This is a genomic window from Peptoniphilus sp. BV3AC2 (genome assembly GCF_000478945.1).
GTDB lineage: Bacteria > Bacillota > Clostridia > Tissierellales > Peptoniphilaceae > Peptoniphilus_B > Peptoniphilus_B duerdenii.
This window is the reverse complement of record NZ_AWXD01000008.1, coordinates 258346-271951: the sequence shown is the minus strand read 5'-3', so window position 1 is coordinate 271951 and position 13606 is coordinate 258346. Positions and strand designations below refer to the sequence as shown.

Annotated in this window: 13 protein-coding genes; 4 read left to right on the top strand and 9 right to left on the bottom strand. The window is 32.9% G+C overall.

All coding sequences use genetic code 11. The features are described from left to right. The first annotated feature begins 146 nt into the window (after positions 1 to 146). From HMPREF1252_RS03125 to HMPREF1252_RS03110, 4 genes are all read left to right on the top strand, one after another. Positions 147 to 1499 (top strand): APC family permease, encoded by a 1353-nt coding sequence (locus tag HMPREF1252_RS03125; RefSeq protein ID WP_023059331.1) that lies wholly within the window; start codon positions 147 to 149, stop codon positions 1497 to 1499. A gap of 27 nt (positions 1500 to 1526) precedes the next feature. Continuing rightward, positions 1527 to 2738 (top strand): MalY/PatB family protein, encoded by a 1212-nt coding sequence (locus tag HMPREF1252_RS03120; RefSeq protein WP_023059389.1) that lies wholly within the window; start codon positions 1527 to 1529, stop codon positions 2736 to 2738. Positions 2739 to 2830: 92 nt separating this feature from the next. Beyond that, positions 2831 to 3388, top strand: coding sequence for a peroxiredoxin-like family protein (locus HMPREF1252_RS03115; protein ID WP_023059162.1), 558 nt, complete (start codon positions 2831 to 2833; stop codon positions 3386 to 3388). A gap of 1 nt (position 3389) precedes the next feature. Next, positions 3390 to 4613: a DUF401 family protein gene (locus HMPREF1252_RS03110; RefSeq protein ID WP_023059332.1), complete on the top strand. Its 1224-nt coding sequence runs from the start codon at positions 3390 to 3392 to the stop codon at positions 4611 to 4613. Between the two features lie 447 nt (positions 4614 to 5060). On the opposite strand, the gene HMPREF1252_RS03105 is transcribed toward HMPREF1252_RS03110, so the two are convergent. From HMPREF1252_RS03105 to HMPREF1252_RS03065, 9 genes are all read right to left on the bottom strand, one after another. Further along, complete coding sequence (locus tag HMPREF1252_RS03105) at positions 5061 to 5987, bottom strand: DMT family transporter (RefSeq protein WP_023059138.1); 927 nt, start codon at positions 5985 to 5987, stop codon at positions 5061 to 5063. 225 nt (positions 5988 to 6212) lie between these two features. Then, positions 6213 to 7430: a dicarboxylate/amino acid:cation symporter gene (locus tag HMPREF1252_RS03100; protein ID WP_008901532.1), complete on the bottom strand. Its 1218-nt coding sequence runs from the start codon at positions 7428 to 7430 to the stop codon at positions 6213 to 6215. A 105-nt stretch (positions 7431 to 7535) separates the two neighbouring features. Then, positions 7536 to 8081, bottom strand: a complete 546-nt coding sequence (locus HMPREF1252_RS03095) for a MarR family winged helix-turn-helix transcriptional regulator (RefSeq protein WP_023059295.1) — start codon at positions 8079 to 8081, stop codon at positions 7536 to 7538. A gap of 129 nt (positions 8082 to 8210) precedes the next feature. Beyond that, entirely contained in the window at positions 8211 to 8969 is a 759-nt protein-coding gene (locus HMPREF1252_RS03090) for a S9 family peptidase (protein ID WP_023059383.1), read from the bottom strand. Then, complete coding sequence (ung, locus tag HMPREF1252_RS03085; RefSeq protein WP_023059166.1) at positions 8963 to 9631, bottom strand: uracil-DNA glycosylase; 669 nt, start codon at positions 9629 to 9631, stop codon at positions 8963 to 8965. Before ung ends, HMPREF1252_RS03090 begins: the two co-directional genes overlap by 7 nt. After that, positions 9628 to 11004, bottom strand: coding sequence for an NAD-binding protein (locus tag HMPREF1252_RS03080; protein WP_023059242.1), 1377 nt, complete (start codon positions 11002 to 11004; stop codon positions 9628 to 9630). The genes ung and HMPREF1252_RS03080 overlap by 4 nt, the downstream gene beginning before the upstream one ends. Before the next feature lie 2 nt (positions 11005 to 11006). Continuing rightward, positions 11007 to 12155: a cation diffusion facilitator family transporter gene (locus HMPREF1252_RS03075; protein ID WP_023059325.1), complete on the bottom strand. Its 1149-nt coding sequence runs from the start codon at positions 12153 to 12155 to the stop codon at positions 11007 to 11009. A 7-nt stretch (positions 12156 to 12162) separates the two neighbouring features. Next, complete coding sequence (locus HMPREF1252_RS03070; RefSeq protein WP_023059256.1) at positions 12163 to 13281, bottom strand: AI-2E family transporter; 1119 nt, start codon at positions 13279 to 13281, stop codon at positions 12163 to 12165. Positions 13282 to 13329: 48 nt separating this feature from the next. Continuing rightward, positions 13330 to 13518, bottom strand: coding sequence for a DUF1858 domain-containing protein (locus tag HMPREF1252_RS03065; RefSeq protein WP_023059177.1), 189 nt, complete (start codon positions 13516 to 13518; stop codon positions 13330 to 13332). Between the last annotated feature and the right edge of the window lie 88 nt (positions 13519 to 13606).

Here is a 13606-nt window from a genome sequence, read left to right as displayed (position 1 = left end):
CAAAAAAACTATTGACAGTAAAATACTTTATAGTATAATTAGTTTAGAGGATAAACAATAAAAAGTATAAATAATTTAAAAATTTAATTTAAATTACATTGTACTATTAAGAATGTTTATTCAATAATACCGAGGGAGGAATTTATATGAGTAATGAAGGTGTTAAAAAACAGGGTACATCAACACAACAATTAAAGCAAGTATTAGGCTTTAAAGATTTGATGAGTACAGCTGTAGGTCAAATTATTGGCGCAGGAATTATGACTCTTATGGGAGCTGCTATTGCAATCACTGGAAGAGGAGTTCCTTTTGCATTCTTAATTTCAGCAATTTTAGTTATTGGGTATTCAATACCTTATGTTATCATTTGTAGTGCCGTACGTGTTCGTGGTGGAAACTATACAATGGTAGCGATGTTAGCTGGTAAAAAGCTTGCTGGTGCATATACGATATTGTACATATTTTCAAATGTTTCCATAGCTATGTATGCGTTATCCTTTGCAGATTATTTCGCAACTTTATTTGGATTGCAACATGTTAAAATTATTGCTTTAATATGCTTAACATTTTTCTATGTGCTTAACATTATGGGAATAGATAAAATGGCAAAGTTTCAAAATTTAATTGTTTTAATGATGTGTGTTGCTCTTGGACTTTTTGCTGCTATGGGTATTTCTAAAATTCAACCAGGATACTTTGATGGACAAGTATTGAGAAATGGAGTAGCAGGATTATTACAAGCTGGTGGATTACTTACATTTGCAACAGGAGGAGGTTCCGTTGTAGCAAACTTATCAGCAGAATCTAAGAATCCTACAAGAGATATACCATTAGCAATAATTGCTTCTACATTGCTGGTAGCTGTTTTATATGGTGTTATTTCATTTGTTGCAGCTGGTGTACTACCAGTAGATGAAGTTGCAGGAGAAAACCTTGCTAAAGTAGCGGCAGTTGTATTAAGCAAACCTCTATACATATTCTTTATGGTATGTGGAGCTATGTTTGCATTGATATCTACACTAAATGCACAACTTGGCTGGTGTTCTAAACCAATCATGCAAGCGTGTGACGATGGATGGTTACCTAAGAAGTTAGCTTATCTTCACCCTAAGTATAAGACTCCAGTAATCATTTTAAGTATTTTCTTTGGTATAGGAGTTATATGTATAACTTCTGGTTTGAGTGTTAGAATTTTAGGTAACTTATGTTTAGTTTCTGGACAATTGGCAGCATCAGCAATATGCTTCTTTATGTATAGATTGCCTGAAGTTGCACCAAAAGGATGGGCAAATTCTAAGTTTAAAGTATCAAAACCTGTTTTAATAATATTAGTAATATTTGCTACTGCAGCATCATTATTTAACGTATTTTTAAATGCATCTCAATTATCAAAGAATTTATTAATAGGTAATGTGTTTGTTTTCATAGGTGCGATTCTCTATTCTAACATAAGATATAAACATACAACAGTTGAACCAAGTTTTGAAGAAATAGAATAAAAGTTGTTTTTAATTAAGGAGGAAAAAATGAAATTTGATTTTGAAAAAATAATTGACAGAGTAGGTAAAGATGCTATTGCAGTAGAAGCATTAGGATCAAGACCGGGATTTGCACCAGATAAACCAAAGGAAGGTTTTGACATAATCCCTATGTGGGTTGCAGATATGAACTTTGAAACTGCACCAAGTATTCCTGAAGCTATCATAGAAAGAGCAAAACATCCTCTATATGGATATTTTGCACCAAGAAAAGAATACTATGAAGCAATCATTAATTGGCATAAAAAATATAAACATGTAGACGATATTAAAGAAGAATATATAGGATATGAAAATGGAGTACTAGGTGGAGTTATAAGTGCCATGAACATAATTTGTTCAAAGGGCGACAATGTACTTTTGCATTCTCCAACATATATAGGATTTACAGGATGTTTGAAAAATAACGGATACAATATAATCCATTCACCACTAGTTTTAGATGAAAACAACATCTACAGAATGGACTATGAGGATATGGAAAAGAAGATTGTAGATAATAAAATCCATGCTGCAATATTCTGTACACCACACAATCCTACAGGAAGAGTATGGGAAAGAGAAGAAGTAGAAAAAGCTATGGAAATCTACAAAAAACATGATGTATATGTAATATCAGATGAAATTTGGTCAGATATTATAGTAGGAGAAAACCCTCATGTAGCTACACAATCAGTATCAGAAGATGCCAAACAAAGAACTATAGCTCTTTATGCACCATCAAAAACTTTTAACCTAGCAGGTTTAATAGGAAGTTACCACGTTATTTATAACGACTGGCTAAGAGATAGAATTCTAAAAGAATCATCTTTAGGCCATTACAACAGTATGAACGTACTATCAATGTATGGACTTATAGGAGCATATTCAGAAATAGGAGATCAATGGACTCAAGAAATGATTGAAACTATAAGAGGGAACCTTGATTATGCAACGAAATTCATTGATGAAAACTTCGATGGAGTAAAATACAGCAAACCTCAAGGAACTTATATGTTATTCATAGACTGCACAGACTATTGCAAGAAGAATAATGTAACAATAGAAGAAATAGAAAAAGCAGGTTGGGACGTTGGAGTTGCATGGCAAGATGGAAGAATGTTCCACGGTCCTCACCATATAAGATTAAACTTAGCACTACCACTATCAAGAGTAAAAGAAGCTTTTGATAGAATGAAAAAATATGTTTTTGTAAAATAAGATATTTTTTAGAAAAGTTGGAAATTAATTATAAAATAACTCGGTTTCTAAAATCGAGTTATTTTTTAAAATAAATATAAAAGGAGAAAATTATGCCAAAATTAATAGAAGGAGAAAAAATATTAGATTTTAAATTTGATACTTTTAATAAAGATGAAGTAGATTTTTATAATTTCTTAAAAGAAGGTCAAGATAAGACTTTATTAGTATTTTTAAGATATTTTGGATGTACTCTTTGTCAACTTCAAATGGTCGATTTTAAGGAAAACATTAAAAAACTAGAAGATTTAAATGTTAAATTACTAGTTGCTCTTCAATCTGAAAGAGATACTCTTAAAGAAGATAAGGGCGCAAAAGATTTGCCATTTGAAATTTTACTTGATCCTGAACAAAAATTATACAAAGAGTTTGACATTAAAGCTGCTAAATCAAAATTAGAATTGGCAGATACAAGAATTGCTGGAAAACTACTTGAAGCCAAAAAACTTGGACTTGAACATGGGAAATATGAAGGAAATGAACTTCAACTAACAGCATACTTTATCTTAGATAATGAAGGAAATATTTTAAAGGCACATTATGCTAAGAATCTATGTGATATGCCAGATGCTGATGAATTTGCAGAAATTATAGAAGGATTGAATAAATAAAATGATGGATTTGCTAAAACTAGCAGTAGTTTTTGCTAGTATTGTAGTAGTTTTAAGATTTAACAAACCTCTTCATTTAGCAATAATTGTTGCGACTCTATCTACAGTTTTGCTTTTTAAAATACCAGTTGATTTAACTTTAAGATCTGTTTTTACAGGTGCTACAAGTTGGGGTACAATTCAATTGTTATTGGTTTTATATTTAATAACATTTTTGCAAAAAATGCTTCAGAAAAAAGGAGATTTGCAAAACGCTAAAGATTCTATAGATAATATTTTTAAAAATAGAAGAATAAGCACCTCAGTTGCGCCAATGATTTTAGGAATGATGCCCTCAGTTGCAACCGTATTTATTTGTGCAGATTTTGTAAAACCAAACACTGATGGATATTTGGAAGTTTCAGAGCAAGCAGCCGTAACAAGTTTTTTCAGACACATTTCAGAGCTGTTTTTCCCTACTTACACATCAATTTTGGTTGCAATAAATTTAACAGAGGGTAGGGTATCTGTAGGAAATTTTGTATTATTAATGTTACCTATGGCATTATCATTATTGCTAATAGGAAGATTTATATATTTACGCAAAATTCCTAAGGAGGTTTCACATTCAATAGATTCCAATGCAGCAAATAATTGGAAGTTACTATTTACTTCTCTTTGGACTGTTATAGCTATTGTTGTACTTATAATAGCTTTTAATGTAGAAGTATGGTTATCCGTTCTTATAATTTTAATTGCCTATACGATTTTTAATAGATTTAAACTATCATCTATAAAAACCATATCAATAGAAGCATTTGAAACGAACTTGATGCTAAATATGTTATTAATAATGATATTTAAAGAAATACTAACGGCGGCAAATGTAATACAAAGATTACCAGTTTTATTTGAACACTTACCTATACCAGGGGAAGTTATAATGTTTTTACTATTCCTTTTTGGAACTATGATAAGTGGATCACAAGCGATGATTATACTTGGTATTCCTATAGCTATTGAAGCCATTGCTCCAGGTCAAAGTTTTACACCTCTTTTCATATTATTAATGTGTACTAGCTATGCAGCAATGCAATTGACACCTATACACGTTTGTTTACCAGCGTGTGCAGAATATTATGGAGTTGGCTTGGGAGCAATGTTAAGAAAAACAGCACCAATGATTTTTACTTTTCTTATTGTAAGTGTTTTGTACTATTTCGTACTTTTACATCTTGGAGTTTAGTTTAAATCACAATAATATAAAATATAGTATTTTTAATTAGAAAATTACTTTCTTAATATTTAACTAGCATGAATATATGCCTCACAATTATATATTGAATGATAAGTTTTTTATTAATTTAAGAGTCAATATTTAGAGACATATAAATTAAGAAATATTAAACAATTTGAACCCTCTGGTTAAATCATAGGGTTCTTTAAATTTTGAGATAAAGAATTATTTATAACATGAAAATTGGAGTATGATACCAGTAATTATTCCTGATTTAAATCATATTTTATTTTTTTGACTCTATAATATCTGGTGGGAAGTAAACCACCTAAAGAAGAACTTTTTGCTTTCTTTCCATAGGTGTTTAATTTGTTTTGACAATTCGTAAGTAAAAAATCCCGGGATTAGTCTCCAGGGATTTTTATTTTAAAATACTAAATAAAATTATTTTTTTATTTACTTATTACTACACTTTTTTAAATTTTTCATATTAAGAACGAGAGTTCCGATTATAACTAAAGCCAAACCTATGAAAAGTAAAAATGTAAACTTTTCTTTCAAGAATATTATCGAAAGAATTGTTCCGAATATTGGAATGAATAATTTATATATTCCAAATTCTCCAGCGCTATGATACTGAAGTACTATGGTCCAAATAGAAAAAGCTGTGGCTGATATGAAAGAACCATAGGCGATCATGATACAGACTAAGGGGCTTAGATAGAAGGCAGTTTTTTTTAAGAAGATGCCTCCCAAAATAAGAACTAAGCCGCCGAGGGCGAATTGGCTTCCTGTCAATAGGAATGGATCTTGATCTCTTCCTTTCAGTCTAACAAGTATAGTTGCAAGTGCATTGAAGAAGGTGGCTATTATTATGAAACCCTCTCCTTTTAGACTTATCCCTCCACCGGCATCGCTATTTAGGTTTGTGACTAAAATTCCAGCAGTTCCTATGATTACTGCTAGCACCTTGTTTAGGTTTAGTCTTTCTCCAGGTATAAAGGCTGCTGCCATGATGACAATTAAAAAAGATCCAAAGGCTTGGATTATTGAAGTTTTTACTCCGTTGGTGTTGGAGAGTCCTATATAGTAGAAAAAGTATTGAAAAGTAGTTTGAAATAGGGATAGGACTACAACAAATTTAACGTTAAATTTTGAATGTTTTCCATCCTTAGCCTTGAAAAATTGATGATAAAAAAGGGCTAAGATTCCTGCCATGAAAAATCTTACACCTGCTATCAAAATTTTCAAACCAAAATCGTCACTAGGTACTTGCATGACCTTGTAGGTCGTCTTTATAAGGGGTATGGCAGACCCCCAAAGAAGCATTGCAAATAATGAAAGTATTATTGCGTTTTTTTTATTTTTAAAAATTTTTTCCATGTGTATAGTTTAACAGAAAAGTTTTTGCTTTACTAGTTTTAAGTTAGAAATGATTTCTTGTAAGAGCTAGTAGTATTATCAAGCTATGTAATTTATTATGAATAAATGCGGTTTTTAAAAGACTAGATAAGTCTTTAAATAAATTGAATTAAATATTCAAGCCAACCAAATGCTGGTGTTTTTACAACAAAAAAAGAGGCTTTACGCCTCTTTATTTTTATTATTTTATTTTGCTTCTGCATTTTCTTCTGGTACGTAAACTGGATTGTTTCCATGGCCTGGAACTTTTTTAAAGATTCCTGTTACCATAAGAGCGATCGCTCCGTCACCTGTTACGTTACATGCAGTTCCAAATGAGTCTTGAAGTGCAAAGATTGAAAGCATAAGTGCTGTTCCTGTATCGTTGAATCCTAGAACTGAAATGATAAGTCCTAGAGATGCAACTACTGTTCCTCCTGGTACTCCTGGTGCTGCTATTGCAAAGATTCCAAGTAGAAGTATAAATGTAATCATACTTGAAGTTTCAGGTAGTTGTCCGGTTAAGATTTGAGATACTGTCATAACGAAGAATACTTCTGTTAGTACTGATCCGCAAAGGTGAGTGTTTGAACATAGTGGAATTACAAAGTCTCTGATCTTTGGATCTAGAACTTTTGATTTGCTTGCACATTTAAGAGCAACTGATAGTGTTGCTGCAGAGCTCATTGTTCCAAGAGCTGTAACGTATGCTGGTGCATAGTGTCTATAAACTTCTCTTGGGTTTGCTTTACTTATGATTCCTGCTATTGAGTATAGTAGAGTCATCCAGATGAAGTGACCAACGATTACGATTAGTATAACTTTTAAGAATACTGGAAGTTCGTTAATGATAGTTCCTTGGTAACTTAATTCTGCAAATGTAACTCCGATATATAGTGGAAGTATTCTGATAACAACCTTGTCAACGATCCAAAGAATTACATTGTTGAATTCTTTTAGAAGACTTTCCCAAGTGCTGCTTCCTGTTCCAAGTACTGCAAGACCAATTAGTACAGATGTGATAAGTGCTGTCATAACTGGCATGATTGGTGAGATTGAAAGCTTGAAGATTGCTTCAGGGATTTCGTTACCTGCACCAACTTGAGATGCGATATTTAGATGTGGAATAATAATTCTTCCTGCTATAAAGCTTAGAGTTGCTGCTCCAACTGATGAAATATAGCATATAAGTAATGAAGTTGAAAGAATCTTACCTGCAGATTCTTTAAGGCTAACGATTGCCGGGGTGATGAACCCTAAGACAATTAGTGGTACTACATATCCTATAACGTCGCCTAGGATTCTTTTGATTGCGTCAATTATTGCAATAAAAGATTCGTTTGAAATATTGCCTACGAATATACCTATGATAATACCTAGTAATAGTTTGAATATTAAACTATTAAAAAAACTTTTCTTTTGCATAGTTCCTCCTTTTTACTGTTAAAATCTATAAATTTATTATATCACTAATTTAACACAAATAGAAGAAAACATTATCTTAACTTTTAATAAAATTTTATTATATAATTATTTTTCTTTTGTACTTGTCAAAAGATCGTTGTAGTGACTACATACCTTATCGAAAGATATTAGATCATCAACAGTTAGAGTTTTAAGTAGTTTTTTATTTGTCTTTAAAATATCTATATTATCGTATCTCTTGTGGGCTAGAGTTACTTCTTCGCCGAGTTCTGTAGTATATAGGTGGTATATCTTTCCATTTTCTTCTGAGTTCTCTCTAATGATTAGCTTTTGTTTTAGAAGTTTTCTGATGGTTTGGGATATAGCAGATGTGGTTCTATTCCAATCTTTTGCAATCGATGTCACTGTAGTACCAGGGTTATCAGAAATATTTGTAAGTATGTGGACCTCCACCATAGTTAGTTCTGGTCCTGAACCATAGTCTCTTCTTTGGTTAAAATAGTTTGAATATGAGAGGACAAAGCGATACATAGAATCCATAACTAAGTTTAAATCTTCATAATTTTTATCGGTCTCTTCTTTTGGAGCATCAGGCTCTATCCACTGATTTATAATTTTTTTGTTGTATATTTCTCTTAATTTCTTTTCCATAAACACCTCTTAATATATTTTATCATTTAAAAAGAAATTAAGCAAAACTTAATTGTTAAGTAGTTTAATTATTTTTGAAGATTTTAAAAATGTTAAATAAAAAATCTCCTTATAAGGAGATTTATAAATTTATTCAATTTCTTTTAAGAGATTTATTCCTCTTTCAAGCATATGGGTTGTGATTTGGTGGGTGGTCTTTTCAAATGTTTCGAAAATTATTCTGCCTTCGTCAAATCTTTCTTTTGCAACTTTATAAAATTCTCTATCGTACTCTGGATTTACTATGTCGTCTTCTTCTCCGTGAATCATAAATAGTGGTCTATTTTCCATGTCTTCTATATGAATCATAGGATCCATTTGAAGGGAGAACTCGTACCTTCTATCTAGAGTCCAATCTTTTTCATCTTCTAAACTTTTTATATCTTCTACGATTTTTTGCCAGTTCATGCTTCCGTTAAAGAGGAGAGCTGCCTTTATCTTTTTGTTAAATGTATAGATGGAACCTGCTGTGATTGCACCGAGGCTGTGTCCACTTACATATATATTTTCTTCGTCTGCGTTAAATTCTTCTATTGCAGCTTTATAAATTGACACAGATTCTTCTATATTGTGCATAAGGACTCTTAAAAAATAGTCTCTTTTTACTTCATCTTTTTCGTAATCTAGGCTTCCTCTTTCGCCGTGGTATCTCGCTTCTGGTAGGATTACTTGGTATCCATATGATGCGAAGATACTAGCTCTAAATACTTGGTTATTTCTACAGGAGCCCCAGCCGTGGTAAAAGATTATGGTTTTGTACTTATCCTTTTTTTCTTTTGGACGTATGACCCAGGTAGGTATTTCGCCAACTTTTGTATCAATATATTCTAAAAATTCTGATCTTAACATTTTATCCTCCAATCAGGGGGATTTTCCCCGTGCTCTATAAAATATTCATTTACTTTTGAAAATGGTTTGGACCCGAAAAATCCTCTGTATGCAGAAAGCGGACTTGGGTGTGGTCCTTCTATGATTAAATGGTCCCTATTTTTTAGAAGTCTCTTCTTTGATCTTGCGTGAGATCCCCAAAGAATAAATGCCATTGGTTCTTTCTTTTCATCGAGCGCTTCTATGACTCTATCTGTGAAGAATTCCCAGCCGATTTTTGAGTGGCTCATAGGTGATCCTTCACGAACGGTTAAGGTTGTGTTTAGAAGCATGATTCCAGAGTCTGCCCATGATTTTAAATATCCTGTACTTGGTATTTCTATTCCTAAATCGGAATTTAGTTCCTTATAAATATTTACAAGGCTCGGTGGAATTTTAACTCCTGGTTTCACTGAAAATGCCAGTCCGTGGGCTTGGTTGTATCCGTGGTATGGATCCTGCCCTAGTATCAACACTTTGACCTTGTCATAATCTGTTAGACGAAATGCTGAGAACACATCACTTTTCTTTGGATAGATTTTATAATTTTTATATTCTTCTTCCAAAAGTGACATGGTCTCTTTGAAGTAGGGCTTGTCAAACTCATCCTTTAAGACTTCATCCCAAACACTATTTAACTTCATCTTCTGCCTCCAAATAGATTAGGAAAGATTCTTCTTTTAGATATTCCTAAGAAGCTTAGAAGTTCATTTCTATTTTCTTTTTTAAAGAAGATTACTAATGTGTCGTCCTTTGCAACTTCGGATTTTCCTATTGGGATGATGGCGAGATTATCTTTTCTTATTATTGCGCCTATTACAATATTTTTAGGTGGATTTAACTCTGCCATGGTCTTGCCGATTAGATGTGAATCGTCTTTTAATTTCACTTCTAAAACTTCGGCTCTGTCGCCAAACATGTGGTAGATGTTTAGCCCTGCGTTCTTACCAATAAGGTTAAGAATTTTTCCAACCAAGATTATCTTTGGATTTATGACCGCATCTACAGGAAGTGAGTCGATAAATTTATTGTAAGTTCTAGAATAAACTTTTAAGATTATATCTTTTATTCCAATTCCCGATGCGAGAAGTCCTACGGCTATGTTTAGCTCATCTTCTTCTGTGGAAGCTATGAGTACATCCGCAGTTTTGAACTCTTCTTGTGAAGATTTAAGTTCGTTTTTAAAATTATTTTTAATTACAAATGCTTCTGGATATTTCTTGCGAAGATCTCTTAATTTTTCATTGTCTTCTTCCACAATTTTTATATTCATTTCAGTTACATTTTCTACAAGAGCTCTAGTTAAGTTTGAGTCGCCGATGATAGTCATTTCCTTTTTCTGTCTATGTTCTTCAAAATAAAAATAAGTATTTTTTAGAGAAATTATATCTGACGAAAGACCCATTACATAGATTAGGTCGTCTCTTTCTATTATGGTCTGTCCAGTTGGGATGATAAGCTCGCTATTTCTTAGAATTCCAACAACTCTAACGGTTGATAATAATCCTATATCTTCTAGCTTTTTATTTACAAAATCCTCTGCGTACTGAGCTTTTATGCTTGAGAGAAGTACCTTGCCACCGGCGAATATATCTGACTTAAATCCAATATCTTCTTCCACCATCTTCACGATGTACTTAGACGCCTCTAGATCTTCATTTATAATATAATCTATTCCAAAGGACTCTTTATTTTTTATGATGAAATTTATGTCGTCGTACCTATTTACCTTGGTGATGATATTTTTTGCTCCATATTTCTTGCACATTTTTGAAAGTACAAAGTTTAAAAAGTCATCATCTTCTAAGATAAGAGAGTAGTCATAGCTTTCTAATTTAAGTGAAGATAAAAACTCGTCATCCAAAAGATTTCCAGAGATAATTTCTGCAGATTTTTTGTCGAAATCATTGTAGAATTTGTCGGGATAGCCGACTACTGTTACTTCATCGTCATATATTTCTAAATTTTTAACTACTTGTTCTGATATTAACTTGGTTCCAAAGATTATAATCTTCATATCTAAAACCTTTCTCCTGCTCTAACTAGGATTTTGTATCCTGGGATTTCTTTCTTTATTTCGTTGGTAATTCTATCTACCATTTCTTTTCTTTCCTTGGTACTTTTAAGGAGATTGCCATCAATAACCGCATCGAAGCTCAAAGTTTCCGATGTGATTATAAGGTCATGAAAATCTACAAATCCATTTAATCTGTCCATGACACTTCTGATCTTTTCCTCTGCTTTTATATATTTTTCTCCAGTCATTCCCTGTGGTTCGATGTGTATGATAAGTCTTATGCCCATTTCGTCCCCGACTTCTCTTTCGATCTCACTTATGATTGCATGGGCGGTGTAGATATCCATCTCGTGAGGAAGTTCCACATCCACTATGGCAAACTTATCTTCCGGACCGAAGGATACGATTCGATAGTCGTGGGAATCCACCACATGATCGTATGAATTGATCCTCTTCTTTAACTCTTTTATTAAATTTTCATCAGGACTTGCTCCTATAATATCAGAGACCGTATCTCTTATTAGAGAAAATGCTGAGTAAATTATAAATATTGATACGATTATCCCAGCAATTCCATCGACATGGAAGTGAAAGAATTTATTTGAAATAATATTTACCATTACTACTGAAGTAACTAGCACGTCCCCTAGAGCGTCAGTTCCTGTGGCGATAAGGGGAGTGGAATTTATTTTGTGACCTAAGTGTCTATAAAATGTAAATAGATATACCTTTACTGCGATTGATAGAAGAATCAATATAAACGCAAGGTTTGAATAGCTATCTATGGTTCCATCTTTAAGTCTTTTAAAAGATGCAATTAAAAATTGAACTCCAACTGCAAATACAAATATGCAAATTACCATTGCTGCTAAATATTCTATTCTTCCGTGACCGTAAGGGTGTTCCTTGTCGGGAGGTCTCTTGGAGAGTTTCACTCCGATTATGGTAACCACTGCACTCATAACGTCGAATACATTGTTAACCCCGTCAGCTAAAACAGATACGGATCCGGAAATAATTCCTATGACAATTTTGATAAAAGAAAGAACCACGTTTGAAAAGATTCCGACTAGGGAAGCATAGGTAGAGATTCTTTCACGATTTTCGTGGGGAGTATCGTATCCGCCGAGTTTTAAAATAATATTTTCCATAATTCATCTAATTTGTTTTAAGTCTAGAGTTTGACCACTCACTAACTACTTTATAAAGGGTTGCAAAAAGTGGAACGAATAACCACATGCCCACCACACCATATAAAGATCCACCGACAACCACTGCAAAGAGTGACCACATAGGCGGAATGGAGAGAGAATTTCCAACGAGCTTTGGATCTAGAATATTTCCTTCGAGTTGTTGAAGCACAATTCCAAGGATAGCGTAAATAAGTGCCTGTGTCGGTGATTCGATAAGGATGAATAATACTCCGAGGAATACTCCTATAATAGGTCCGATAAGTGGAACTAAATCTGTGGTGGCAGCTATTACTGCAATCATGCTAGGGTATGGTAGACCAAGAATCATCATCATGATAAATGTCACAATACCCATGATGGATGCCTTTATAAGTTGTGCCTTTACGAAGTAATAAAAATTATTTTTAGTCATTGAAAGCACGTGTTTAACATAAGGAGCCTTTTCTAAAAATATTGCATCTACAAGTTTCTTAGCTTGGTAAGAAAGGTGTTCCTTGTCTGCCAAAATATAGATCGTAAATATAAAAGAGAAGAAGGCATTGGCAATGGAACCAAAGATTCCTGATGCAGTTCCTAGTACTGACTTAGCGATAGATGAGTTAGATCCGTCGAAAAATCCTTTTATCCTGTCGAAAAGATGGTTCCAGCTTAGATTGTTTACAAATTTATCGAGCTTTTCTCCATAAGCTTCTGTGAAACTATATGATTTTAGAAAGTCTATCGCCTTTTGTGCAATGGCAGGCAGATTTTTTTCAATAGTTACAACAGCATTTATAAGTTGTGGAACTATAAGAGCTATAACAAGAGTTATAATTCCAAAGGTTAAAATCAAAGTCAAAATAATAGAAATAGGCCTTATAAATTTTTTAAACTTTTTAGATTTAACTTTATTTAATAGTTTTTCTATAAAATTCATAGGAATAGTAAGGACGAATGCTACTGCACCGCTTACTAAAAAAGGAGTTATTACTCCGAGAATATTTAAAAGTATTGTTTTAATCGCCTCAATATAAAAAAGGACTCCAATTAATAAAATGGCGCTAAAAACAATATTTCTTATATTTTTATAATCAAATTTAGTCATATTCACCTCAAAAAAATTAGACGAAGACATAGAGTCTTCGCCTTTCAATTAAGCTTCTGCTTTTTCTATAGCACCATTCAAAGCTTCAACCAAAGTGTTAACGTCCATGCCGTGTACCATTGCAGCTTCTTCAAGAGATTCCATTTGGCTAGCTGGGCACATAACACAGCCAAGACCAAAGCTCATTAAAGTTGCTACTGAATTTGGATGATCTTGAATAATTTGTCCAATAAGCATATCTTTAGTTACTTTTTTCTATAAGACACCTCCGTAAATAATATACCCATTAGGGGTCATAAACATTCTATCATAGGCGAGAAATTAT

Excerpts from the sequence above, each read along its gene's own strand:
- HMPREF1252_RS03070 (WP_023059256.1), bottom strand. The coding sequence starts at position 13,281 with ATGACTAAATTTGATTATAAAAATATAAGAAATATTGTTTTTAGCGCC.
- HMPREF1252_RS03090 (WP_023059383.1), bottom strand. The coding sequence starts at position 8,969 with ATGTTAAGATCAGAATTTTTAGAATATATTGATACAAAAGTTGGCGAA.
- HMPREF1252_RS03120 (WP_023059389.1), top strand. The coding sequence starts at position 1,527 with ATGAAATTTGATTTTGAAAAAATAATTGACAGAGTAGGTAAAGATGCT.
- ung (WP_023059166.1), bottom strand. The coding sequence starts at position 9,631 with ATGAAGTTAAATAGTGTTTGGGATGAAGTCTTAAAGGATGAGTTTGAC.
- HMPREF1252_RS03080 (WP_023059242.1), bottom strand. The coding sequence starts at position 11,004 with ATGAAGATTATAATCTTTGGAACCAAGTTAATATCAGAACAAGTAGTT.
- HMPREF1252_RS03095 (WP_023059295.1), bottom strand. The coding sequence starts at position 8,081 with ATGGAAAAGAAATTAAGAGAAATATACAACAAAAAAATTATAAATCAG.
- HMPREF1252_RS03115 (WP_023059162.1), top strand. The coding sequence starts at position 2,831 with ATGCCAAAATTAATAGAAGGAGAAAAAATATTAGATTTTAAATTTGAT.
- HMPREF1252_RS03075 (WP_023059325.1), bottom strand. The coding sequence starts at position 12,155 with ATGGAAAATATTATTTTAAAACTCGGCGGATACGATACTCCCCACGAA.
- HMPREF1252_RS03125 (WP_023059331.1), top strand. The coding sequence starts at position 147 with ATGAGTAATGAAGGTGTTAAAAAACAGGGTACATCAACACAACAATTA.
- HMPREF1252_RS03105 (WP_023059138.1), bottom strand. The coding sequence starts at position 5,987 with ATGGAAAAAATTTTTAAAAATAAAAAAAACGCAATAATACTTTCATTA.
- HMPREF1252_RS03100 (WP_008901532.1), bottom strand. The coding sequence starts at position 7,430 with ATGCAAAAGAAAAGTTTTTTTAATAGTTTAATATTCAAACTATTACTA.
- HMPREF1252_RS03065 (WP_023059177.1), bottom strand. The coding sequence starts at position 13,518 with ATGCTTATTGGACAAATTATTCAAGATCATCCAAATTCAGTAGCAACT.
- HMPREF1252_RS03110 (WP_023059332.1), top strand. The coding sequence starts at position 3,390 with ATGATGGATTTGCTAAAACTAGCAGTAGTTTTTGCTAGTATTGTAGTA.